A 21647-nucleotide genomic window follows, 5' to 3' on the forward strand; every position below is an offset into this window, starting at 1 on the left:
CGTCAGTACTCCTTCAGCAGGTGGCGGGCGATGACCATGCGCTGGATCTCGCTGGTGCCCTCGCCGATGGTGCAGAGCTTCACGTCCCGGTAGTACTTCTCCGCCGGGTAGTCCTTGATGAAGCCATAGCCGCCGTGGATCTGGACCGCCTCCTCCGCGACGCGGCAGGCCGTCTCCGAGGCGTGGAGCTTGGCGATGGCGGCGGCCTGGGCGTAGGGCCGGCCCTGGTCCTTGAGGGTGGCCGCCTTGTAGACCAGGAGGCGGGAGGCCTCGATGCCCACCTGCATGTCGGCGAGCTTGAACTGGATGGCCTGGTGCTCGGCGAGGGTCTTGCCGAAGGCCTTGCGGATGCGCGCGTACTTGACCGAGGCCTCGAAGGCCCCCTGGGCCATGCCCAGCGCCAGGGCGGCGATGCCGATGCGGCCGCCGTCCAGCGTCTTCATGGCCTGCTTGAAGCCCACGCCCTCCTCCCCCAGGAGGTTCGCCTCCGGGACCCGCACGTCCTCGAGGATCAGCTCGGAGGTGTCGCTGGCGCGCATGCCCAGCTTGTTCTCCTGCTTCCCGGCCCGGAAGCCGGGCGTCCCCTTCTCCACCACGAAGGCGCTGATGCCCTCGGGCCCCGACCCGTGGCGGGTCCGGGCCATCACCACGCAGACCCCCCCGACCGTGCCGTGGGTGGCGAAGCACTTGGACCCGTTGAGGACCCAGTGGTCCCCGTCCTTCCGGGCCGTGGTCCGGAGGGCGCCGGCGTCGCTGCCCGCCTCCGGTTCCGTCAGGGCCCAGGCCCCCAGCATCCGCCCCGAGGCCAGGGGCCGCAGCCAGCGCTCCCGCTGCGCCTCGGTGCCCATGGCGTAGATGTGGTTGGAGCAGAGGCTGTTGTGGGCCGCCACCCCGAGGCCCACGCTCCCGTCCACCCGGCTCAGTTCCTCGACCACCACGGCGTACTCCAGGTACCCCATCCCGGCCCCGTCGTAGGCCTCCGGGAAGATCACGCCGAGCATGCCCATCTCCCCGAGGCGGCGCATCACGTCCTCGGGGAAGGTCCCCTCCTCGTCCCAGGTCATGACGTGGGGAAGGATCTCCTCGTGGGCGAAGCGCCGCACCTCGTCCCGGAGGGCCTCCACGTGGTCGGGCAGGTTGAAGTCCATGGCTCGCCTCGCTTGATCGTTCTTGCCGCCGCATGACCGGGCCGGAGAACCGCCGGATTTGGAAAAAGCAAGGTCACTATACCCGCCGGTTCGAGTCTTTCCAGTGTTGGATGCAGCTATTTCAAGGGATCTTGAGGTCGACAATACGGAACACCCCCGCCTGGGCGTACAGGGCTTCCGGCGGTGCCCGCGGCGCGCCGCGGGAACCGCCGGAAGGGCCGGGGGGACCGGTCTACCGCTCGAAGAGGGGCACGTAATGGTTCAGCTTGTTGCCCTGGTAGATCTGGCGGGGGCGGTAGATGCGGCTGTCGCCGCTCTCCGCGACTTCCTTGTAGTTGGCGATCCAGCCCGGCATGCGGCCGATGGCGAAGATCACGGTGAACATCTCCACGGGGATCCCGATGGCCTGCATGATGATGCCGCTGTAGAAGTCCACGTTGGGGTAGAGGCGGCGCTCGATGAAGTAGGGATCGTTGAGGGCCGTCTCCTCCAGCTTCTTGGCGATGTCCAGGAGGGGATCGCTGATGCCCATCTTGTTGAGCACCTCGTCGCACTTGCGCTTGATGATGCGGGCGCGGGGGTCGTAGTTCTTGTAGACCCGGTGGCCGAAGCCCATGAGCTTGGCGCCCTGGCCCTTGTTCTTGACGCGGTCCAGGAAGTGGGTGCCGTCGTCCTTGGTGGCGCGGATCTCCTGGAGCATCTCGATGACGGCCTGGTTCGCGCCGCCGTGGAGGGGGCCCCAGAGGGCGCACACGCCCGCGGAGGCCGAGGCGAAGAGGTTCGCGCGGCTCGACGCCACCATGCGCACCGTGGCCGTGGAGCAGTTCTGCTCGTGGTCCGCGTGCAGGAGGAAGATCAGGTCAAGCGCGTCGACCACGGCGGGATCGAGCTCGTAGTCCTCGTCGGGCTCCGAGAACATCATGTGCAGGAAGTTCTCGGTGAACATGTACTTCTTCTTCGGGTAGATCGAGGGCAGGCCCCGGGACTTGCGGTAGGCGTAGGCGGCCAGCGTGCGCACCTGGCTCAGGAGGTGGGCCGCCTGGATCTCGAACCGCTCGGGATCGTACTCGGTGTTCAGCTGGGGCAGGAAGCACCCGGCGGCGTTGATCATGGCCGACAGGATGGCCATGGGGTGGGCCGAGGAGGGGAAGCCCTCGAAGTGGAACTTCATGTCCTCGTGGATCATCTGGTACTTGGTCAGCAGGCCCGAGAACTTCAGGCGCTCGGATTCGGTGGGCAGCCTGCCGAAGATGATCAGGTAGGCGGCCTGCACGAAGGTGGACCCCTCCGCCAGCTCCTCGATGGGGATGCCCCGGTAGCGGAGGATGCCCTTCTCGCCGTCGATGAAGGTGATCCGGCTCTGGCAGCTTCCGGTGTTCGCGTAGGACTCGTCGTAGGTGATGTAGCCGGTCTTCGCCCGGAGATCCCTCACGTCGACGGCCTTCTCGTTCTCGGTGCCCTCGATGACGGGAAGCTCGTAGGTCTTGCCGTCCAGCTCCAGTTTCGCCGTGTTGGTCATGAAGTCCCCTCAGGTGGCCGTGATGGAGCATTTTATACGCCAATGATGACTTCGGCGCTCCAGTTTATTTCGCGGAAACCTGCGCCCAATCGAGATCTCAGGATCGAGTGCCGGAAAAATCCCCCCGGGGCGGGGTGCGCAAATTCCCTTGCCCCGGCCGCCTGAGAAGCGGTCACAATATCAACGTCCCGGGCAGGGACGAGGAGCGGACCATGGCCATCCCCCGCAAGGCGATTCTGGGATTCCTGATCCTGGGCCTGGGCGTCCTGGGCGCCATGGCCCTCCCCGGCGGACGCCCCGGGGATCAACGACGGGAGGCACGCGTGGAAGGCAGGGAATCCAAGGAGGAGCTTCGCAAGCGGCTGACGCCGGAGCAGTACCGGGTCACCCAGGAGGCCGGGACGGAGGCCCCGTTCACGGGGGAGTACTGGAACACCAAGGCCGACGGCATCTACGTGGACGTGGTCTCGGGCGAACCGCTGTTCTCCAGCAAGGACAAGTTCGACGCCGGCTGCGGCTGGCCCAGCTTCACCAGGCCCCTGGAGGCCGGCGAGATCGCGGAGCGCCGCGACGACTCCCACGGCATGGTGCGCACCGAGGTCCGCTCCAGGACGGCCGGCAGCCACCTGGGCCACGTCTTCGACGACGGGCCGGCCCCCACGGGCCAGCGCTACTGCATCAACTCCGCGGCGCTGCGCTTCGTGCCCGCCTCCGAACTGGAGGCCCAGGGCTACGCCAAGTACCTCCCCCTCTTCGGGCTGGTCCCCTCGCGCCGGACCGAGGTGGCCACCCTCGCCGGGGGCTGCTTCTGGGGCATGGAGGAGCTGTTCCGGGAGAAGCCCGGCGTCCTCTCCACGCGGGTGGGCTACACCGGCGGCACCACGGACCATCCCGTCTACGAGCAGGTGAAGACGGGCCGCACGGGCCACGCCGAATCCCTCGAGGTGACCTTCGATCCCGCGAAGCTCTCCTACGAGGACCTGTTGAAGTTCTTCTTCACCCTCCACGACCCCACCACCCCGAACCGCCAGGGCAACGACATCGGCACCCAGTACCGGTCCGCCATCTTCGTCCACGACGCGGCCCAGCGGAAGACCGCCGAGCGCGTGAAGGCCCTCGTGGAGGCCTCCGGCAAGTGGGGCCGCCCCCTCACCACCGAGATCGTCGAGGCCCGCACCTTCTGGCCCGCCGAGGACTACCACCAGAAGTACCTGGAGAAGCACCCCGGCGGCTACACCTGCCACTACGTGAGGCCCCTCAGCTTCTGAGCGGGAAGGCGCCCCTCCGGGACGCGCGGCCCCTTCGTCCGCGGGTTCCGGAGGTCAGGGCCGGGGGAGGGGCAGGCAGGTATACGCCTGGATCCGGTCGTCGGGATCCGTCCGGACGGTGAGGAGGTGGTGCGTGGAGGCCGGGGCCTTCAGGAGGGGGGCCGGGGCGGGCGTGCCCGGCGCCACCCGCGGCTCCTGGAAGGCGCTGGGGGCCCCCAGGCCCAGGGGCGCGGGTTCGTTGGTGATGTTCTGGGGACGGGCGGGGCCGGCGGGGGGCAGGGCGACTTCCTCCCAGGTGGTCACGTCGAAGGTATAGACCGTGCCGTCGGCCCCCTTCTGGACCCGGGCGGGGCGCAGGCCGCTGTCGGCCAGGAAGGCCTGGATGGGCTTGCCGACGAAGGCCCCGATCCGGGCCGGCCCCGCGGGGGGCGCGCAGGCGACGCCCAGGCCGAGGGCCAGGGCGAGGAAGGGCAGGACCTTGCTGGACGCCATGGTCGCTCCAAGGGGAGGTAGGACTGAATGGTATCTCCATCCTCGTGCAGGCCGCCAGAAGAAGCGGTAACACCTAGGCTGTGTTCGGAATCTATAGATTAGATAAATAGTTAACTTGTACTCATACGTAAAGGCTCGTACACCACGAATTTTCCTGGGGTAACGATGCCGAGACGTTTCCTGACCGATGCCATGTGGGCAAAGCTTGAACCGCTCCTTCCGCCAGAGCGTGGAGGGATGGGGCGATCCCGTCACCCCAACCGTCCCATGGTGGAGGCGATCCTGTGGAGGCACAGGACTGGGGCGCCGTGGAGGGACCTGCCGGAGGAATTTGGACCTTGGACAAGCGTGTACACGCGATTTGAGGCCTGGACCAAGCGCGGCGTGTGGCAAAGGATCCTGGAGTTCCTGCGCAAGGAAGCCGACCTGGAGTGGGTCATGCTGGATGGCACCATCATTCGCGCTCATCAACCTTCAGCAGGCAAAAGGGGGGGCTCTGGAACCAGGCGCTCGGACGATCTCGGGGTGGATGCTCGACCAAGATCCATTTGATCTGCGATGCCCACGGTAATCCTTTGGATTTCCTGGTCACTCCGGGGCAGTCACTCCGGGGCAAGCCCATGAAAGCCGGTCTGCTGAAGGATTGCTGTGCGGTTGGCAGGCAGAGTACGTGTTCGGAGATCGGGCCTACGATGGGAACCCGGTAAGGAAGGCGATCGAGGCCATGGGTGCGACAGCCGTCATCCCACCTCATCCCCGGCGCAAGAATCCGGCGGCCTGGGACTCACACCTATACAAGGCCCGCCATGCCATCGAGCATGGGTTCGCCAAGCTCAAACAGTTCAGGGCGCTGGCCACCAGGTTCGACAAAACGGCGCGAAGTTTCTCAGCCCAGGTGGCTTTGGCCTGCATCGTGATCTGGCTGAGGCTATGAGCGGAGGGTGACAAGCGTTCCGGATCCTCATTGATCCTATGAAACGCGGAGGCGCGGAGGATCTCGCAGAGGGTCGCGGAGGAAAGCGCTCCTGGAACCTGCCCCTGGATATCGAGTGGAGGGGGCTTGTGGTTGAGCGGGCCTACCGGCTGGATTTGCTGGTTGACGACCTCGTGGTCGTGGAGGCTAAGGCGGAATGGAGGTCGGCCTGCTCCTCAATTTCCGTCAGTGGCCTTTCAAAGACGGTGGAATCAAGCGGGTGATACATACAAGGGCTTGATCCTTTCTCCGCGAGCCTCAGCGAGATCCTCCGCGCCTCCGCGTTCCAATAGGATGCTGCGAATGCGCGGCGCCATCAGGCACTGCAGCACAGACTCACTATTCCAGCTCCTCCATGCTCCGGCACGGATGGGTATTAGCCATTACTATCCTAGATTTCGAACACACCCTAGTCCAGCGCATGGGCTGGCGGGCGTATCATGGGGCGATCCCGAAAACCTGTCTTCCGCACCCTGCCTCAAGGGGGGGCCATGATCCTGACGGACACCTTCGAACCCGGAACCCGCGAGGCCTGGCGCGCATGGCTCCAGGCGCGCCACGCCGAATCCAAGGGGGTCTGGCTGGTCTTCCTCAAGCAGCACACGGGGCAGGCCGCGCTCACCTACCGGGAGGCCCTGGAGGAGGCCTTGTGCTTCGGCTGGATCGACGGCGTACGGCAGCGCATCGACGAACTCCGCTACGCCCAGCGGTTCACCCCCCGGACCCCGGCCTCCCGCTGGTCCGAGGTGAACAAGGCGATCGCCGCCAGCCTGGAGGCCCAGGGGCGGATGCGCCCTGCGGGGCTCGCCTGGAGGGAGGCCTGGTCAACCCCCGCTCCCCCAGCGGCGCCCCAGGGAGCCCTCCCACCCGAAGGCTTCGAAGCCGCCCTCCAGGCCCATCCGGTGGCCTGGGTCAACTTCATGGCGCTGCCGCCCTCGCATCAGCGCCGCTACCTCGGCTGGATCGGGTCTGCCAAGCGGGAGGAGACCCGGGTCAAGCGCGTGGCCGAGGCTGTCGCCCTCCTGCTGGAGAACAAGCGCATCGGCCTGGGGCCGGGTGAAGTGAGGAAGTGAGGCGAGGCCGTCGGCCGATCAGGATTCGGCCTTCCGGGTCCGGTCGGCCTGCCGTGCCTTCATGGCGTCGGTCAGCATGGTCTTCAGCTCCTCCACGTGGGCCTGGGCCAGCTGGGCGCCCACCTGGGCCCCTTCCCGCATGACCACGGGCAGCTGCTCGAGGGTCTTGCGGCCCAGGGGGGTGCGGTAGAAGGCCGCCAGGCCCCGCAGCTCCTGCTCGGAGAAGTGCCTCATGTAGACGGCCGCCATGTCGCGGCTGAAGGACTCCATGCTGTACAGCTTCTCGCACCAGGCGAGGACGACGTCCTGGTAGGCCGCCAGCTCCGGGTTGTTTGCCGTCATGGCGGACAGCATGGCGGCCGCGGCGGCCTTGGCCACGGCGGGGCCTTCGACCAGGGCGATGAGGTCCCGGGCGGCCTGTTCGTGGGGGGAGGGGGCGGGCGCCTGGGCCCCGGCGGAGGCCGGAGCGAGCACGGCGAGGGCCGCGGCGAACGCGAGGGGGGATCCGATCAGGCGCATGGGGCCTCCGGGAAGGGACTGCGGGTCAGGCCTGGGTCTTGAAGTCGCGTCCCAGCCAGCCGCGGGCCGCGATGAGGAGCACGGTGGTGAGCATGGCCACGCAGCCGAAGATGAGCCACATGGTCCCGCTGTTCCCGGGGAGCCCCGCGGGGCACCACTTGGCCAGGGCGCTGCCGGCGTAGAAGCTGACGATCATCTTGGTGAGGAACCAGGGGAACTGGGCCACGCCCATGTACGCGCCCGTGCGGCCCTCGGGGGCGATCTCGGCGGCGTACTGGAGGAAGCGCGGCTGCCACATGGCCTCGCCCACGGACATCAGGAGGATGTAGGCCAGCAGGCCCGGCGTCGTGGGGCCCAGGGCGAGGAGGAAGGTGGGGCTGGCCATGACGGCGGTGCCGAGGATCATCATGGTGTAGACCTTCACCCGGCTCGTGAGGCCGGCCACGATGGGGCAGAGCACGAAGACGAGGATGGTGTTGAGGCTCGAGGCGGCCTCGAAATGGTTGCCGATCCAGGTGCCCGCGTAGGCCCGGCTCACGTAGGGCGCGAAGAGCAGCCAGTTGTAGGCGAACAGCGTCTGGACGGGGATGAGGCAGAAGATGAAGTAGCTGAACTTGGGGTCGGCGAGCGGATGGTTGCGGAACCACGAGGCCGCGCGCGCCGCGAGGCCTTCGGGGGCGGAGGCGGGGGCCGCCTCGGGCTGGGCCTCCCGGGCCGGGGCCGCGGCGGCGCCCTCGGCGAGCGCCTTGGCCTCGGTCCGGCGGTCCAGGAGCACGGCCACCAGCACCAGGGTGAGGAGGGTGACGCCCGCGTAGAAGCCGTACGCGCCCCGGATGCCCCAGCGCTCGCGGACCGGGGTCATGAAGGTGGGGAGCCACCCGCCCAGGTTCATCACCGCGTAGAGCATGGCGAAGCCCATGGAGGCGGTGGCGGGCGTCGTGAATTTGCGGACGGCGGCATACCCGGCCGGGTAGCACATGCCGTAGCCGGTCATGACCAGGACGATGGCGCCGGCCCCGGCGAGGACGAAGGGGCTGCCGAAGCCGCCCCCCGCGAGCCCCAGGTAGGGCAGGGCGGCCAGGAGGCCGCGGCCCGCGGCCATGATGCCCAGGGCCGTCAGGAAGGTGCGCCGGAGGCCCCAGGCGTCGGCCCTGCCGCCGAAGAAGAGCATGGAGATGGTGATGCCCCAGGTGAGGAGACCCACCATCAGGCCCGCCTTGGGGTCCGAGAGGCCGCCGTACTGGTTGAAGTACATGTGCAGGTAGATGACCATGCCGAAGTAGACGAACCCCTCGAGGAAGCTGAGGAGGTTCACGGCCCAGAGGGCCCGGGGCGCGTGGACCAGGTCCACGAAGGGCTGGACGATCTCCCGGAGGGGCGAGGCGGGCTTCTCCGCGGGGGGGGTGGCGGTCACGGCGGCTCCTGGGATGGGATGGTTGAATCTAGCATGGATCGGTTCCGCCTTGCGGGCGCCTGAGACTCAATCCGCGCTATGCTGGGGGTCCAGGAGCGACCATGAAGCTGGTGACCTTCCTCCACCAAGGCCAGGAGCGCATCGGGGCCGTGGCCCCCGGCGGGGACATCGTGGACTTCCACGCGGCCGATCCCCGGCTGGCCGTGGACATGCTGACCCTCATCCGGCGCCAGGACGAGCTGATGCCCCTCGCCCGGGCGGTCCTGGAGGACGCCCCGGCGGCCTGCCGGGTGCAGGCGCCGGACCTCCTCGCGCCGCTGCCCCGGCCCGTGTCCATGCGGGACGGCTACGCCTTCCGCCAGCACGTCGCGACCGCCCGCCGGAACCGCGGGCTGGACATGATCCCCGAATTCGATCGCTTTCCCGTCACGTACTTCACCAACCACCAGGCGGTCACGGGCCCGGGCCCCGTGGAGGTGCTGGAGCACCACCTGGACCGCCTCGACTTCGAGCTTGAAGTGGCCGCCGTCACGGGGCGGACCGTGCGCAACTGCAGCCTCGCGGAGGCGGACGCGGCCCTGTTCGGATTCATGGTGATGAACGACTGGAGCGCGCGCGCCCTGCAGATGGAGGAGATGAAGCTGTCCCTGGGCCCCTGCAAGGGCAAGGACTTCGCCACGAGCCTCGGCCCGTGGCTGGTGACCGCCGACGAACTGCCCCTGACGGCCACGGACCGGGGCCGGGTCCTGGCGGCCCGCATGACCTGCGACGTGAACGGGCGCCGCCTCAGCGAGGGGAACGCCGCCGACATGAACTGGACCTTCGCCCAGATCCTGCAGCGCACGGCCTACGGGGTGCGGGTGGGGCCCGGGGAGGTCATCGGCAGCGGCACCGTTGGCACCGGCTGTCTCCTGGAGCTCAACGGCTCCGGCGTGGTGAAGGACCTCTGGCTGAAGCCCGGCGACCGCGTCGTGATGGAGGTGGAGGGCCTGGGCCGGCTGGAGAACGCCGTGGTCCTCGGCGAAGGGCCCGCCCTCCCGCCCGAGCTGGTGGCCCTGGGGCCGCGCCCGTGAGGACCGTCCTGCCCGGGGACCTGACCCCGGCCGCCACGAACGCCCTCCTTTGCGCGGGGGTGGCGCCGCGCCCCATCGCCCTGGCCAGCACCGTCTCCGCCGCCGGGATCCGGAACCTGGCGCCCTTCAGCTTCTTCAACGCCTTCGGCTCGAACCCGCCCATGGTGGCCTTCGCGCCCAACCGCCGGGCCCGGGACGGCACGGTGAAGCACACCTGGCTCAACGCCACCGCCACCCGGGAGTTCGTCATCGCGGCGGTGAGCCACGCCATGCTGCACCAGATGAACCTGGCCAGCGCCGAGTTCCCGGAAGGGGTGGACGAGTTCGGCAAGTCGGGCCTCACCCCGGCGCCGGCGCGCTTCGTGGCGCCGGCCCTCGTGGCCGAGAGCCCCTTCCAGATGGAGTGCACCCTCGTCCGGGAGGTGGAGCTGGGGACCGGGCCCGGCTCGGGCCTCCTGCTCATCGGCGAGGTGGTGGCCTTCCACCTGCGGGACGACCTCTCGGGCTCCGCCCACCCGGACCAGCTGGACCTGGTGGGACGCAACGGGGGCGCCTGGTACACCCGCGCCTCCGGACCGGCGCTCCTGGAGGTGGCCAAGCCGGCTGGTTGCCCGGCAGGGTTCGACGCCCTGCCGGACGTCCTAAGGAACAGCCGGATCCTCACGGGCAACGACCTGGGTCGGCTGGCCGGTGTGGGGTCGATCCCGGACCCGGCCTCCGCCGAGGCCCGGCCGGGGGATCCCGGGGAGGTCGAGGGGCTCGAGCGCGCCATCCAGGCCGCCCTGGCCCGGGAGGACCTGGGGGAGGCCTGGCGCCTGGCCGGAAGGCGCGTGCGCATGGGGGCCGAGGGCCGTTGACACGGGATCCGTTCCGGCGGACGATGGGAAGTCCGCTCGCGCCGTTCCAGGAGGCAACCATGAAAAAAGCTGCCATGTTCCTGCCGCTGCTCGTCGTCCTTCCCCTTTCCGCCAACACCTGGGAAGCGGGTGTGTTCATCGGCCAGCAGTCCTTCCGGTCCCAGAACGTGACCCTCGGCGGGAACACCTTCTCGGGGGACGTGGACAACAAGGTGACCTACGGGTTCCGCGTGGGCCGCTCCGTCCTGGACTTCGGTCCGGCGCTCCTGGAGGTGACCGCGGGCTTCCAGCCCGAGTCCCGGGCCAACGCCACGATCCGGATCAACGGCGCCCCCTTCGGCACCGGCGAGTACAAGACCCAGCACTTCTCCATCGGCGCCATGGCCAACCTGAAGGCCTTCGTGGCCCTCGGCGCGGGCGTCGAGTACCGCTTCGAGAAGCTCGACACGGGCAGCGCCAGCACCACGTACGCGCGCCCCTGGATCCGGGTGAACGCGGGCATCGCCATCCCCAGCCCCGTCGTCAAGCCCTTCGTGGGCGTGGAGGCCGCCGTGCCGGTCACCTCCAAGTCCGTGGACGCCACCTCCCCGGAAGAGGACCAGATCAAGGCGCTGGCCCCCAAGTTCCAGATCGGCCTCTACGCCGGCATCCGGTTCTGAGCCGGGGCCCGCGGGCCTCCTGACGCGGCGCGCCCCCCGCGGACCCGGGTCCGCGGGGGGCGCCCGGCGTCGGGGGCCTACTGGGCCTGGATGGCCTCGAGCAGCGCCTTGGCCTGCTGCCCCTGCGGGCTGTCGGGAGCCAGCTCCACGAGGCGGGTCCACGCCTTCCTGGCGGCGGCGGTGTCCTTGAGGTCGTTGGCGTAGACGATGCCGATGTTGAGCAGGCTCGGCAGGTGCTTGGGATCGGCCGCGTTGGCCTTCTTGAAGTTGGCGAGGGCCTTGTCGTAGGCCTTCAGCTCGCGGAGCATGACGCCCTGGTCCGTGAGCACGTCGGCGATGCGCGGGTGCTTCGGGTTCAGCTCGATGGCCTTGGCGTAGGCGTCCACGGAGGCCTGGGGCTGGTGGGTGTCGAAGTAGTCGTTGCCCAGCTGGACCCAGGCGTCGAAGTTCTTGGGGTCGCGCTCGAGGGCGGCCTTGGTGGCGTTGATGCGGCCGAAGGCCTCCACCTGGCCCTGGCCCATGCCCGGGGGCATGCCGCCCGGCATGCCCGGGGCCGGCGCCGCGGCCGGGGCCGCCGGGTGCGTGTGGCCCTGGTTGGAGCCGATCCAATAGCCCAGTCCGAAGCCTCCCAAAAGGCCAGCCACCAAGCCAGTGCCCAGGCCGATGAGGATGTTGCGGTTCTCCACGATGCCTCCAACCCGTCGCGTCACAACGGGTCGGCCATTCTCTCATGAAATGCCGCCCGCTCCCTCATTTCCAGGAGGCCCAGTAGGCCTCGTTCTCGACGCCCCGGGCGGCTTCCGTGGCCTCCAGGGGACGCAGGGTGTCCACCATGACGGCCACCTCGTCCGTGCGGTCCTTGAGGCGGCTGGCGGGGATGGCCTTGGGGTGCGGACCGTGGTGGATGCCCTGGGGGTGCCAGGTCACCATGCCGGGGCCGATGCCCTCCCGGCTGAAGAAGTGTCCGTCGGAGTAGAACAGCACCTCGTCGTAGTCGATGTTCGCGTGGTAGAAGGGCACGCGCATGGCGCCCGCCTCCTCCTCGAAGGGGCGGGGCAGGAAGGAGCAGATGACGAAGTTGCGGCCCAGGAAGGTGCTGTGGGCGCTGGGCGGCAGGTGGTAGCGGGGGCTGACGACGGGCCGGATGTCCTTGACGTTGATCCGCCACACGGTGAGGTCCCCCTTCCAGCCCACGACGTCGTTGGGGTTGAAGGGGTAGGTCACCCGGGTGATCTCCCCGCGCCGCTTCACGTGGACGGTCCAGGGCCGGTCGGGTTCCGCCGGCGCCTCGGGCTCGGGGGTGTCGATGACCGCGGGATCGAAGAGCGCGTGGGCCCCCAGCTGGTTCCGGTCGGGGAGGGTGACCTCGGAGGCGCTCTCGATGAGCAGGTGCTCCTGGGGTCCGGGGCCCGGCAGGAAACGGTACGTGGTGCCCCGGGGGATCACCAGGTAGTCGCCCTGGGCGTAGTCCAGGACGCCGAAGGTGCACTCGAGGCGGCCCCCGCCGCGGTGGACGTAGTGGACGTCGTCCCCGTCGGCGTTGCGGTAGAGGAAGTCCATGGCCCCGGGGCGGACCCAGTGCAGGGCGACGTCCTCGTTGCGCAGGAAACAGGTGGGGGCGAAGGCGGCGGGCCGGTCCCCGGCCGCCGGGGGCGCCAGGCGGTTCAGGTCGTACGACCGGGGGCGGAGGGGGCCCTCGATGTCCGTCCACCCGGTGGGAGGGTGGGCGCGGTACAGGTGGGTGGTCCGCCCGAAGAAGCCCTGCCGGGCGAACTCCTCCTCGTAGGTGCCTTCGGGCAGGTCCACGTGGGCCTGGCGGGTGATCCGCCCCTTCCGGAGGGGAAAGAGGCTGGTTTCGTTCACGAGCTTCATGGGGTCACCTGGGAAAAGGCACGGCCAGCATACCTCCAAGGCGCGACATTGTCTCAATCTCCCGGAGGATGATAGGATCCTGGATCCTCCGACCGGGAGTTGGCGCATGACCAGGACCACCTTCGACCTCACCACCCAGCCCGACGCGGGCGCGGCCACGAACCCCCTGGGGATCGTGCGCATCGACCACTTCCAGATGACGGGCGTGCTGGACCGGCTCGAGCCCCTGTACCGGCGCCTGGGCTTCCACCGCGCGGCCTCCGGCCGGGCGCCCTGGGGCCGCCTCGTCCATCTGCGCCAGAACCGCATGGACGTGCTGATCCTCGAGGCCGACGACACCCACCGGGCCGGGCGCTACTTCAAGGCCCACGGCGAGGGCGTCTGCGCCCTCAACTTCGAGGTGGCCGACCTGGACGCGGCCCTGGCGCACGCCCGGTCCGCCGGCGCCAAGATCATGCAGGAGCCCGAGACGCACGCCCTGGGCGGCGGCACCCTGCGCTTCGCCGCCATCAAGGGGGTGGGGGACGTCCTCAACTACCTGGTGGAGCGCCGGGGCGAGGTGGAGCCCTTCTGGCCCTTCCTGGAGCCGGATCCGGGCCTCCCCCTCTGCGAGCCCGGCCTCGTGCGGGTGGACCACCTCACCAACAACGTGGGGCCCGGCGAGATGGAGCCCCTGGTGGACTTCTACCGGCGGGTCTTCGGGTTCACCGTCACCCGCACCTTCGCCATCCGCGGCCAGCTGGGCACGGGCCTCAACTCCAAGGTCGTCCAGAGCGCCGACAGCCGGGTGATCATCCCCATCAACGAGCCCACCGACGCGCGGAGCCAGATCCAGGAATTCGTCAACCGCCACAACGGCCAGGGCGTCCAGCACATCGCCATGTCCACCAACGACATCCAGGGCACCCTCCAGGTGCTGACGGAGCAGGGCTTCCAGTTCCTGAAGGTGCCGGCCACGTACTACGAGCTCCTGCCCGGCCGGATCCAGGCGGGGGGCTATACCGTCCGGGAGGACCTCCGCTCGCTGGAAACGCTGGGCGTCCAGGTGGACGGCGACGCCTCCGGCTACCTCCTCCAGATCTTCAGCGAGGACCAGATCGGCCCCCTCTTCTTCGAGATCATCCAGCGGCGGGGGAACATGGGCTTCGGGGAAGGGAACTTCCAGGCCCTCTACGACTCGATCGAGCTCGACCAGCAGCGTCGCGGCGTGCTCTAGCGCGGCGGCGGCAGCTCCTCGGCCAGGGCGCGCTGGGCGGCCCGGGCCTGGGCCTGCTTGTCCTGGATGCGCTTCCAGGTGGCCCGCTGCTCGGGGGTGAGGAGGGCCAGGAGGTCCCGGGTCCGGGCGCGCTGGGCGAGGAGCAGCCGGAAGCGGGCGTCGGCGGCGGCGGTGTGGAGGGCCCGGAGCTGGGCCTCGGGGACGGCGGGGTCCCCGGCGGCGGTCCGCAGGGCCTCTTCCTGCGCCCACAGGGCCTGGTGGAGGGGCCGGTCCGCTTCGCGTCCCTGGTCCAGGAGGCCCTTCACGGCCTTCGCCTGCTCCGGGGTGAGGCCGAGGGCGTGGAGGGGCAGATCGAATCCGCCGGGCCGCATCCCTCCGCGCGGGTCGCCGGGGTGGCCGGGTCCCCGGTCGCCGGGGCCGCCGGGGCCCGGGCCTTCCAGGTCGGGGCGCCCGCCCTGGGGCGGGAAGCCGGGGGCCTGGGCCGCGAGGGGCAGCGCCAGCAGGGCGAGGCAGGGGAGAACGGAGCGGAACATGGGGCCTCCTGGGGGTCGTTCGCAGTCCCAGCATGGGGCCCCGCGCAGGGGCGTCCAGGCGCACGCGCCGGACCGTGTGGGCCTCCCGCCGGGCGGGTCCCGCGCGCCGCCGGGCGTCAGAGGCCCAGGCGCTCCCGGAGGCGGGGGGCGCCGCCCCGGCTGGCCTCCACCTCCACGCCGCCGGTGAGCCGCACGAAGGCGCGTCCGCCGGGCGCGGGCCGCAGCCCCACGACGGCCTCGGGCCGGATGAGGAGGTGGCGGTGGATGCGCAGGAGGCCCGCCGCGGGGAAGGCGGCCTCCACCTCGCCCAGGGAGGTCCAGCTGGTGCGCATGCGCTGGCCCGCGTGGGCGAAGACCACCTCGTTCTCCACCTCGAAGTGGGTGGTGCGGGCCAGGTCCACGAACACGAGGCCTTCCCCGGCGTGGACGGGGTAGCGCACCGGGCCCTGGGAGGGCGGTGGCGCGGGGACGGCCTCGGGGCCGCGGCGGCTCTCGATGCGCTTCAGGGCGCGCTCCAGCCGGGAGGCGGTGATGGGCTTGAGGAGGTAGTCGGTGGCCTCGGAGTCGAAGGCCTCCACCGCGTGCTCCGGAAAGGCGGTGGTGAGGACCGCGGGGATCCGCCCGTCCAGGGACTTGAGGATCGCGAGGCCGTCCAGGTTGGGCATGTGGATGTCCAGGAACAGGGCGTCCAGGGTCCGGGGGTTGGCGAGCCATTCGGACAGGCCCCTCCCCTCCCGGAAGACCGCCACGATCTCGCAGCCGGCCTCCTCCAGGAGGCGGACCAGGCGCTTGGCGCTCAGGTCCTCGTCTTCGGCGACGGCGACGCGGAGTCGGCTCATGGCTTCTCCTTCATGGACACGCGGGCCACGGTGCGGTCCCCCTCCTGGCCCAGGGTCAGGCTGGCGTCGAGTTCGCGCCGGAGCTCCAGGCGCTCCCGGAGGTTGCCCAGGCCCACGCCCTCCTTGGCGCCCGGGGCCAGGGGGAGGCCGGTGTTGGCCGCGAAGAGCGCGACCCGGGCACCCTCCCGCACCACCCCCAGCTCGAGCTCGCCGCCCGTGTCGCAGGGGCTGATGCCGTGCTTGATGGCGTTCTCCGCCAGGGGCTGGAGGAGGAGGGGCGGCAGCCGGAGGTCGTCGGCCCAGGCCGGCCACGCCCACCGGACGCGGAGGCGCGGACCCAGGCGCATGGACTCCATGGCCAGGTAGGCCTCCACCAGCTGGCGCTCCTTGGCCAAGGGCAGGAGCTCCACCTCCCCGTGGCGGGTCAGCATGCGGTAGAGATCCGCGAGACGCGCGATCATCTCTTCGGCGGCGGCGGGATCCTCGTGGACCAGCTCCGAGAGGCTGTTGAGGGCGTTGTAGAGGACGTGGGGCTCCAGCTGGCCCTGGAGGGCCTGGGACCGGGCCTGGCGCAGCAGGCCGGCCGTGCGCAGCTCCCGCAGGCGGGTGGCCTCCCGGCCCGCGAACAGCCAGCCAAAGATGATGCTCGCGGCCAGGTTGAGGACGCCCAGCCCGAGGGCGGGGAAGGGCCGGCCCCCCGGGCCGGGGCCATGGGGGCCGCCTGGCGGCGGCAGGTCCAGGCCCGGGGGCGGCCCGACGTCGGGGGGGCGTTCCATGGACAGCAGATGGAGGAGGGTCACCAGGAGGCCCACCCACAGGAGGCCGAAGACCAGGGATTGGAGGAACCCGCGGCCCACCGACGCCATGGGCGCGTCGTCCCCGGTCCACTGCCAGGGGATCGGCGCCAGGACCAGCTGGGCGAAGAGCATGAGGAAGGGGGTCACCAGCTCGGCCGCGCTCAGGTGGCTGGGGCCGAGCATCACGCGGAAAAGGCAGAACATGCCGCCGACCAGCAGGAGCAGGCCCACGCTGGCGCGGTCCGTGAGCCGCTGCCGGAGGGAGGGGATGATCATTTCCTGCCGCATGGCCGCCTTTTCCTGGGCGGCCGCGGGGCCGCGTCTCCATGAAAGCGCGAAACCCGCCCAAAGGGGGAGAGGGACCGCCGAACGTCGCTGGCGCACCGCCCGCCGGCGCCGGGGCTGGGTCCGGTGACGGGGCGGGGACGGGCCCGGGAGGGCCTTGGGAGGCCTGGGGGCCGCCGGCGCGCGGCCGGAATTGCCGATCCGGGTGTAAGTCAATCAATGATAAAGGTTGACGCGATCGCGGCGTCCCGGGGGGGCCGAGGCCGCCGAGGGGGGTCGCCTCGCCGGGCGGGTCCTTCGCGACGTTGGGCGGGGCCGGGTCGACGTTGGGCGCAAAGGCTCACTGGGAGCGGGTCCCGGGCCGATCCAAGGGGGGTCCGGGTTGGCGGGTCCCTTGCGTCGAAGCCTTTGGACCGTGTCCACCTTCCAAGGAGGTCTCCATGAACATCACCGCCACAGGGTCGTCGAGCTTGACGGCCCTCTACCTGCAGCGGCTGCTGGGCAGCAGCTCGACGGTGTCCGATGACGACACCGACGACAGCTCGGGCACCACCGACATCCTCTCCATCTCCTCGGCGGCCCAGACGGCCAGCGCCCAGGGCACCGATCCGTTCAAGGCGGACCTGGACAAGCTGGAGTCCGCGCTCTCCTCCGGGGACCTCAGCACGGCCAAGAGCACCTACGCGGCCATGCTGGAGCAGATGAAGCGGCACGGGGACGTCCCGTCCGACTTCAAGGCCCTGGGCGACGCCCTGGATTCGGGCGATACGGCCGCGGCCACCTCGGCCCTGTCCACGGTCAAGTCGAACATGGCGGCCCAGGCGCCTCCGCCGCCGCCCTCGGGGGGGAGCAATCCTCTGAAGAACGACCTGGACCAGCTGAGCGCGCTGCTCGGAAGCGGGGACACCTCCTCCGCCCAGACGCTCTTCGACACGATCCTCGGAAAGGCCCAGGGCCTGTCCAGCGACAGTTCCACCAGCGACTCGGTGAGCTCGCTCACCTCCGCCCTGGCCTCCGGCGACACCGCCAGCGCCAGCACCGCCCTGGCCGATCTCCTGGCCAGGCTGCAGTCCCAGGCCGCGACCTCCACCCATGCCCGCAGCCTGGAATCCGTGGCCGCTGCGGCCTACAGCTCGGTGGCCAGCAACAGCTGACCCCGGGAGGGTTCCGGACCCGCCCTCCCCGGATCGCGCCCGGGGATGGCCGGCAGGGGGGCGGGCCGGAGCCCGGTTTCAGAGCATCAGCCCGCCGCCGCCCGCGGGGATGTAGGCGCCGGTGAGGTAGCCGCACCCGTCGGAGACCACGGCGGCGATGATGCCGGCGATGTCCTCGGGGGTGCCGTTGCGGCGCAGGGGCACGTGCCGCGCGGCCATGGCCTTGAGGTCGCCGGGCATGAAGCGGGTCGCGTCGGTCTCCGTGAGCCCGGGGGCGACGACGTTCACGCGGATGCCGTGGGGGCCCAGCTCGAGGGCCAGGGCCTTGGCGAACCCGTCCAGGCCCGACTTGGCGGTGGTGTGGGCCGCGAAGCCCTCGCCGGGGTGCCGGGAGAGGCCGCTGCTGACCGCCACGATGCAGCCGCCGCCCCGGCGGATCATGCCGGGGACGGCCGCCTTGCAGGGGTGGAAGGCCGAGGCCAGCTCCCCGAGGAGCTTCTGCTGGAAGCCCTCCCAGGGCATCTCGGTGAAGGGCGCCATCGGGAAGCTCATGTTGGCGTTGAGGACCAGGGTGTCCACGGGGCCCAGGGCCGCCTCGGCCCGCGCGAAGAGCGCCTCCACCTGCGCGGCGTCCCTCACGTCGGCCTGGATGGCGACGGCCTTGCCGCCCGCGGCCTCGATGTCCCGGACGACGGCCGCGGCCGCCTCCGCGTTGTTCGCGTAGTTCACGGCGACCGCCGCGCCCCGGCGGGCGAGTTCCCGGGCCGCGGCGGCGCCGATGCCCCGCGAAGCCCCCGTCACGAGCGCGATCCTGCCCTTCAGCGACATGGCTGCCTCCTGGTTTCCAGGCGGCGATTCTACCTCGCCCAGGCCAGGCTGTCCCGCTTGGCCTCCCAGTGGGCGCCCAGGTCCAGGGCGATCGCCCGGTCGCACAGCTCCAGGGCTCCGTGGAAGTCCGCCAGTTCCGTGAGGGCCTGCACCCCGCGCTCCAGGGCGGTGGAGCCCTCCAGGAAGCGCCGGTAGCCGTGGCCCAGGTCCTCCTCGAGGCTGGGCAGGTGGCGCAGGAAGGCCTGGACGGCCTCCGCCGTCCCCTCCCAGTCCTGGGCCAGGGCGCGCTCCTCGGCGAGGAGCGAGAAGGCCGCGCCCTTCACGGCGTTGGGCAGGGACCCCTGCTCCGAGAGGGTCCGCTCCAGGTACTTGAGGCCCTGGCCGGCGCCCCGGAGCCGGGCCTCCTGGTGCCCCGCGAGGAGATCGTCCAGGATCTCCCGGACGGACTTGGTGACGCGCTCGATCCGCTTGGCCATGGCTATCCCAGGAGCAGCTTGACGAGGGGGATCACCGCCAGGCTGCACACCATGCCCGAGTAGAAGGACACCAGGGTGTAGGTGCGGCCGGCGTGGCGCTGCACGAAGGGCAGCATCACGTCCATGGAGGTGGCCCCGCCGATGTGGATGGGGAGGTAGGGGGAGATCCGGGCCGCCAGCGGCGCCGTGAGGATGGCGAACAGCTCGCGGAAGACGTTGTGGATGAAGGCGAGGGCGGCGAAGACGAGGAGCCCCTTCTGGGCGATGAGCACCGAGGACAGGGAGTACCAGCCCAGGCCCGCGTAGAGGAGGAGGCCCTCCCGCACCGGCATGCCGCGCATCAGGGCGAAGGCGGCGCCGCAGGCCAGGCTGCCCAGGATGTTCACGAAGGGCATCAGGAGGAGGGCGGGGGGGAGCTCCCGCAGGTGGAGGCGCTCCAGTTCCGCGCCGAGGTCGAAGCCGATGACCACCGCCAGGAAGCGGAGGACCAGGTCCGCCAGGGTCTCCACCGGCAGCGTGGCCGAGATCCGCCCGGGCAGGAGGGCGCAGGCGCCCCAGCCCAGGGCGATCCAGCCCACGTTGAGGGCGACGGCCGTCACCTCGTGCAGGCACCCCGGGGTCGCCCCGGCCTCGGCGACCGCGGCGGCCCGGTGGCGGGTGAGCCGGCCGAAGGCGAGCTGGGCCAGGAAGAAGACGATGACGAGCAGCAGGGCGCTGCCGACCGCCCAGGCCAGGACGCCGGGGTCCCGGGCGAAGAGGTCCCGGCTCCGGGCCAGGCGGAAGCCCATGACGGCCAGGAGGGCGGCGATGGCGGTGCGCGTGGCGATCCGGTTGAAGGCCAGGGCCTTCGGGTACCGGCGCAGCAGCCACCCCGCCAGCGCACCCCCCGCCAGGAGCAGGAGCAGGGCGAGCACGTTCATGGTTCCAGCCTACCATCACCCGGGGGGGGCGCTTCCCGGGGCGGGAGGGGTTCCCTCCCCCCGCCACCTGGACTAGCCTGTCCCCATGAGCCAGCTGTCCGCCTACGAACGGGACCCCTACCTCCGCGCCCTCGACGCCCGCGTCCTCGACGCGGGGGACGACGGCCAGCCCTTCGTCGTGCTGGACGACACCGTCCTCTACCCGGAGGGCGGAGGCCAGCCCGCGGACCGGGGCACCGTCGGCGGGGTGGCGGTCCTGGACGTGCAGAAGCGGGACGGGGCGATCCGCCACCGCCTGGCCGCGCCCCTGCGGCCGGGCCCCGCGCGGGTCGAGCTGGACTGGGCCCGGCGCTGGGACCACATGCAGCAGCACACCGGCCAGCACCTGCTCACGGCCCTCGCGGACACGCGGTTCGGCTGGGCCACGACGGCCTTCCACCTGGGTCCCGAGGTGTGCGACATCGAACTGGACGTGCCGGGCCTCGCCCCGGCCCAGCTGGAGGCGCTCGAGGAGGCCGTCGCCGCGGAGATCCGGGCCGCGCGGCCCGTGCGGGCCCGGCGGGTGGCGCCGGAGGCGGTGGCCGGTCTGGGCGTGCGCAGCCGGGGCCTGCCGGAGGGGTTCACGGGCGAGGTGCGCCTCGTGGAGATCGAGGGCCTGGACCTCAACACCTGCGGGGGCACGCACGTGGCCTGCACCGCCGAGCTGGAGGCCCTCAAGCTCCTGGGCACCGAGGCGCTCCGGGGCGGCACCCGGCTGTTCTTCGTGGTGGGAGGCCGGCTCCGCCGCCGCCTGGAGGCCCATGAGCGCCGCAACGCCGGCCTCCGGGCCCTCCTGGGCGCCCCGGACGCGGGGCTGGGGGAGGCCGTGGAGACGAAACTGGAGCAGCTGCGTCAGGCCGAACGCAAGGCCAAGGCCCTGGAGGAGGAACTGGCGGACCGCGTGGTGGAAAGCCTGGCTGCCCGGGAAGGGCGCCTGGTCGAGCACCACTTCGAGGGCCGGGACGGGGGCTTCCTCCAGAAGACCGCCCGCCGCCTGATGGAGCTGGCCCCCGCCAAGGGGGTGTTCCTCACCGCCACGGCGGGGGGCCAGCATGCCTTCGTCCTGGCGGCGGGACCCGGCGCGGGCCTGGACATCGCCGCCCTGGGCCGGGACCTGGCGCCCCTGCTGGAAGGGCGGGGCGGGGGGGCCGCGGGCTTCTTCCAGGGCAAGGCGGGCAGCCTCGCCCGGCGCGCCGAGGCCGTGGCGCTGCTGAACCGCTGAGGGCCCTGCCCGTCAGTGGCCGGCCTTGTAGAGGCGGCCGGCGGCGTCCCGGGCCACGCCCTCGACGCCCCCGTGCACATCGCCGGGGATGGTGTGGAGCTCCAGGAGGAGTTCGGCGCCCGCGGCGTTCCGGAGGGTGGCCCGGAAGTACTTGGGGCTGCCCAGGACCTTGGCGTTGAAGTAGCCGGTCCCGAAGACGCGGTCCCAGCTGCCCGCCAGGATGCGGTCCGCCGGCGGCGGGGCGTCGGTGGGCACGGTTCCCTGATAGGTGTCCCCGCCGGGCAGGGTCACCTGGATCGCCACCGTCTGCCACCCGAAGGCGATGCGCAACTGGGCAGGCAGGGGGGCCGGGTTGGACCCCGGGTCCATGGGATAGAGGTGGAAGGGCGCGGAAGCAGGCAAACAACCCGTTCCCAGCAGCAGGGCGAGGGCGGCCGGCACGAGGGTGAGGCGGGCAAGGGCCATGGGGGG

General features: G+C 71.0%; 23 protein-coding genes and 1 pseudogene. 10 read left to right on the top strand and 14 right to left on the bottom strand.

The features are described 5' to 3' along the window. Window positions 1-2: 2 nt before the first annotated feature. Both R2J75_RS05465 and R2J75_RS05470 read right to left on the bottom strand, forming a co-directional pair. Window positions 3-1148: an acyl-CoA dehydrogenase gene (locus R2J75_RS05465; RefSeq protein WP_243335370.1), complete on the bottom strand. Its 1146-nt coding sequence runs from the start codon at window positions 1146-1148 to the stop codon at window positions 3-5. Between the two features lie 232 nt (window positions 1149-1380). Beyond that, on the bottom strand, window positions 1381-2667 hold the full coding sequence (locus R2J75_RS05470) for a citrate synthase (RefSeq protein ID WP_243335368.1): 1287 nt from the start codon (window positions 2665-2667) through the stop codon (window positions 1381-1383). A gap of 212 nt (window positions 2668-2879) precedes the next feature. On the opposite strand from R2J75_RS05470, the gene R2J75_RS05475 reads away from it, so the two are divergent. Then, entirely contained in the window at window positions 2880-3935 is a 1056-nt protein-coding gene (locus R2J75_RS05475; RefSeq protein ID WP_316411225.1) for a bifunctional methionine sulfoxide reductase B/A protein, read from the top strand. Window positions 3936-3989: 54 nt separating this feature from the next. Here the strand turns inward: R2J75_RS05475 and R2J75_RS05480 are convergent, their stop codons facing one another. Beyond that, on the bottom strand, window positions 3990-4427 hold the full coding sequence (locus tag R2J75_RS05480) for a hypothetical protein (protein ID WP_243335364.1): 438 nt from the start codon (window positions 4425-4427) through the stop codon (window positions 3990-3992). A gap of 165 nt (window positions 4428-4592) precedes the next feature. Here R2J75_RS05480 and R2J75_RS05485 point away from each other — a divergent pair. From R2J75_RS05485 to R2J75_RS05495, 3 genes and pseudogenes are all read left to right on the top strand, one after another. Continuing rightward, window positions 4593-5361 (top strand): annotated as a pseudogene (locus R2J75_RS05485) (IS5 family transposase). A 38-nt stretch (window positions 5362-5399) separates the two neighbouring features. After that, window positions 5400-5624, top strand: a complete 225-nt coding sequence (locus R2J75_RS05490) for a GxxExxY protein (protein WP_316410066.1) — start codon at window positions 5400-5402, stop codon at window positions 5622-5624. A 267-nt stretch (window positions 5625-5891) separates the two neighbouring features. Further along, complete coding sequence (locus tag R2J75_RS05495; protein WP_243334633.1) at window positions 5892-6473, top strand: YdeI/OmpD-associated family protein; 582 nt, start codon at window positions 5892-5894, stop codon at window positions 6471-6473. Between the two features lie 18 nt (window positions 6474-6491). Here R2J75_RS05495 and R2J75_RS05500 read toward each other — a convergent pair whose 3' ends face one another. Both R2J75_RS05500 and R2J75_RS05505 read right to left on the bottom strand, forming a co-directional pair. Then, window positions 6492-6992 carry a DUF2059 domain-containing protein gene (locus R2J75_RS05500; RefSeq protein WP_316411227.1) on the bottom strand — a complete coding sequence of 167 codons (501 nt, stop codon included), beginning with the start codon at window positions 6990-6992 and terminating at the stop codon, window positions 6492-6494. A 25-nt stretch (window positions 6993-7017) separates the two neighbouring features. After that, window positions 7018-8406 carry an MFS transporter gene (locus R2J75_RS05505; RefSeq protein WP_316411228.1) on the bottom strand — a complete coding sequence of 463 codons (1389 nt, stop codon included), beginning with the start codon at window positions 8404-8406 and terminating at the stop codon, window positions 7018-7020. Between the two features lie 101 nt (window positions 8407-8507). On the opposite strand from R2J75_RS05505, the gene R2J75_RS05510 reads away from it, so the two are divergent. Genes R2J75_RS05510 through R2J75_RS05520 form a run of 3 tightly spaced genes read left to right on the top strand, consistent with a single transcriptional unit; the run spans window position 8508 to window position 10995 of the window. Next, complete coding sequence (locus R2J75_RS05510) at window positions 8508-9479, top strand: fumarylacetoacetate hydrolase family protein (protein WP_243334636.1); 972 nt, start codon at window positions 8508-8510, stop codon at window positions 9477-9479. Beyond that, on the top strand, window positions 9476-10336 hold the full coding sequence (locus R2J75_RS05515; protein ID WP_243334638.1) for a flavin reductase family protein: 861 nt from the start codon (window positions 9476-9478) through the stop codon (window positions 10334-10336). Before R2J75_RS05510 ends, R2J75_RS05515 begins: the two co-directional genes overlap by 4 nt. A 59-nt stretch (window positions 10337-10395) precedes the next feature. Then, window positions 10396-10995, top strand: a complete 600-nt coding sequence (locus tag R2J75_RS05520) for a hypothetical protein (RefSeq protein WP_243334639.1) — start codon at window positions 10396-10398, stop codon at window positions 10993-10995. 77 nt (window positions 10996-11072) lie between these two features. Here the strand turns inward: R2J75_RS05520 and R2J75_RS05525 are convergent, their stop codons facing one another. Together R2J75_RS05525 and R2J75_RS05530 are read right to left on the bottom strand one after the other, a co-directional pair. Beyond that, window positions 11073-11681, bottom strand: coding sequence for a tetratricopeptide repeat protein (locus R2J75_RS05525; protein WP_316411231.1), 609 nt, complete (start codon window positions 11679-11681; stop codon window positions 11073-11075). Window positions 11682-11745: 64 nt separating this feature from the next. Continuing rightward, window positions 11746-12867 carry a homogentisate 1,2-dioxygenase gene (locus R2J75_RS05530; protein WP_316411232.1) on the bottom strand — a complete coding sequence of 374 codons (1122 nt, stop codon included), beginning with the start codon at window positions 12865-12867 and terminating at the stop codon, window positions 11746-11748. Window positions 12868-12973: 106 nt separating this feature from the next. On the opposite strand from R2J75_RS05530, the gene hppD reads away from it, so the two are divergent. After that, on the top strand, window positions 12974-14083 hold the full coding sequence (gene hppD, locus R2J75_RS05535; protein WP_243334642.1) for a 4-hydroxyphenylpyruvate dioxygenase: 1110 nt from the start codon (window positions 12974-12976) through the stop codon (window positions 14081-14083). On the opposite strand, the gene R2J75_RS05540 is transcribed toward hppD, so the two are convergent. The 3 genes from R2J75_RS05540 to R2J75_RS05550 all read right to left on the bottom strand — a co-directional run bounded on the left by R2J75_RS05540 (window position 14080) and on the right by R2J75_RS05550 (window position 16540). Then, window positions 14080-14616: a Spy/CpxP family protein refolding chaperone gene (locus R2J75_RS05540; RefSeq protein ID WP_243334643.1), complete on the bottom strand. Its 537-nt coding sequence runs from the start codon at window positions 14614-14616 to the stop codon at window positions 14080-14082. The two genes, hppD and R2J75_RS05540, sit on opposite strands and share 4 nt — an antisense overlap. Before the next feature lie 116 nt (window positions 14617-14732). Then, window positions 14733-15455: a LytR/AlgR family response regulator transcription factor gene (locus tag R2J75_RS05545; protein ID WP_243334645.1), complete on the bottom strand. Its 723-nt coding sequence runs from the start codon at window positions 15453-15455 to the stop codon at window positions 14733-14735. Further along, window positions 15452-16540: a sensor histidine kinase gene (locus tag R2J75_RS05550; protein ID WP_243334647.1), complete on the bottom strand. Its 1089-nt coding sequence runs from the start codon at window positions 16538-16540 to the stop codon at window positions 15452-15454. Before R2J75_RS05550 ends, R2J75_RS05545 begins: the two co-directional genes overlap by 4 nt. A gap of 437 nt (window positions 16541-16977) precedes the next feature. Here R2J75_RS05550 and R2J75_RS05555 point away from each other — a divergent pair, with 437 nt between their 5' ends. Beyond that, entirely contained in the window at window positions 16978-17691 is a 714-nt protein-coding gene (locus tag R2J75_RS05555) for a hypothetical protein (RefSeq protein WP_316411233.1), read from the top strand. A 78-nt stretch (window positions 17692-17769) separates the two neighbouring features. Here the strand turns inward: R2J75_RS05555 and R2J75_RS05560 are convergent, their stop codons facing one another. The 3 genes from R2J75_RS05560 to R2J75_RS05570 are packed head-to-tail and all read right to left on the bottom strand — an operon-like array spanning window position 17770 to window position 19915. Next, a complete protein-coding gene (locus R2J75_RS05560) occupies window positions 17770-18519 on the bottom strand; it encodes an SDR family NAD(P)-dependent oxidoreductase (protein ID WP_243334649.1) in 750 nt (249 codons plus the stop codon). A gap of 29 nt (window positions 18520-18548) precedes the next feature. Next, complete coding sequence (locus R2J75_RS05565) at window positions 18549-18995, bottom strand: hypothetical protein (protein ID WP_243334650.1); 447 nt, start codon at window positions 18993-18995, stop codon at window positions 18549-18551. 2 nt (window positions 18996-18997) lie between these two features. Then, the gene (locus tag R2J75_RS05570) at window positions 18998-19915 is read right to left on the bottom strand and encodes a lysine exporter LysO family protein (RefSeq protein WP_316411234.1); all 918 of its coding nucleotides are present in this window, start codon (window positions 19913-19915) and stop codon (window positions 18998-19000) included. Between the two features lie 85 nt (window positions 19916-20000). Here R2J75_RS05570 and R2J75_RS05575 point away from each other — a divergent pair, with 85 nt between their 5' ends. Beyond that, window positions 20001-21176: an alanyl-tRNA editing protein gene (locus R2J75_RS05575; RefSeq protein WP_279342190.1), complete on the top strand. Its 1176-nt coding sequence runs from the start codon at window positions 20001-20003 to the stop codon at window positions 21174-21176. 12 nt (window positions 21177-21188) lie between these two features. Here R2J75_RS05575 and R2J75_RS05580 read toward each other — a convergent pair whose 3' ends face one another. Further along, window positions 21189-21641 carry a hypothetical protein gene (locus R2J75_RS05580; protein ID WP_243334658.1) on the bottom strand — a complete coding sequence of 151 codons (453 nt, stop codon included), beginning with the start codon at window positions 21639-21641 and terminating at the stop codon, window positions 21189-21191. Window positions 21642-21647 lie beyond the last annotated feature (6 nt).

The organism is Mesoterricola sediminis, from assembly GCF_030295425.1.
Classification (GTDB): Bacteria; Acidobacteriota; Holophagae; order Holophagales; family Holophagaceae; genus Mesoterricola; species Mesoterricola sediminis.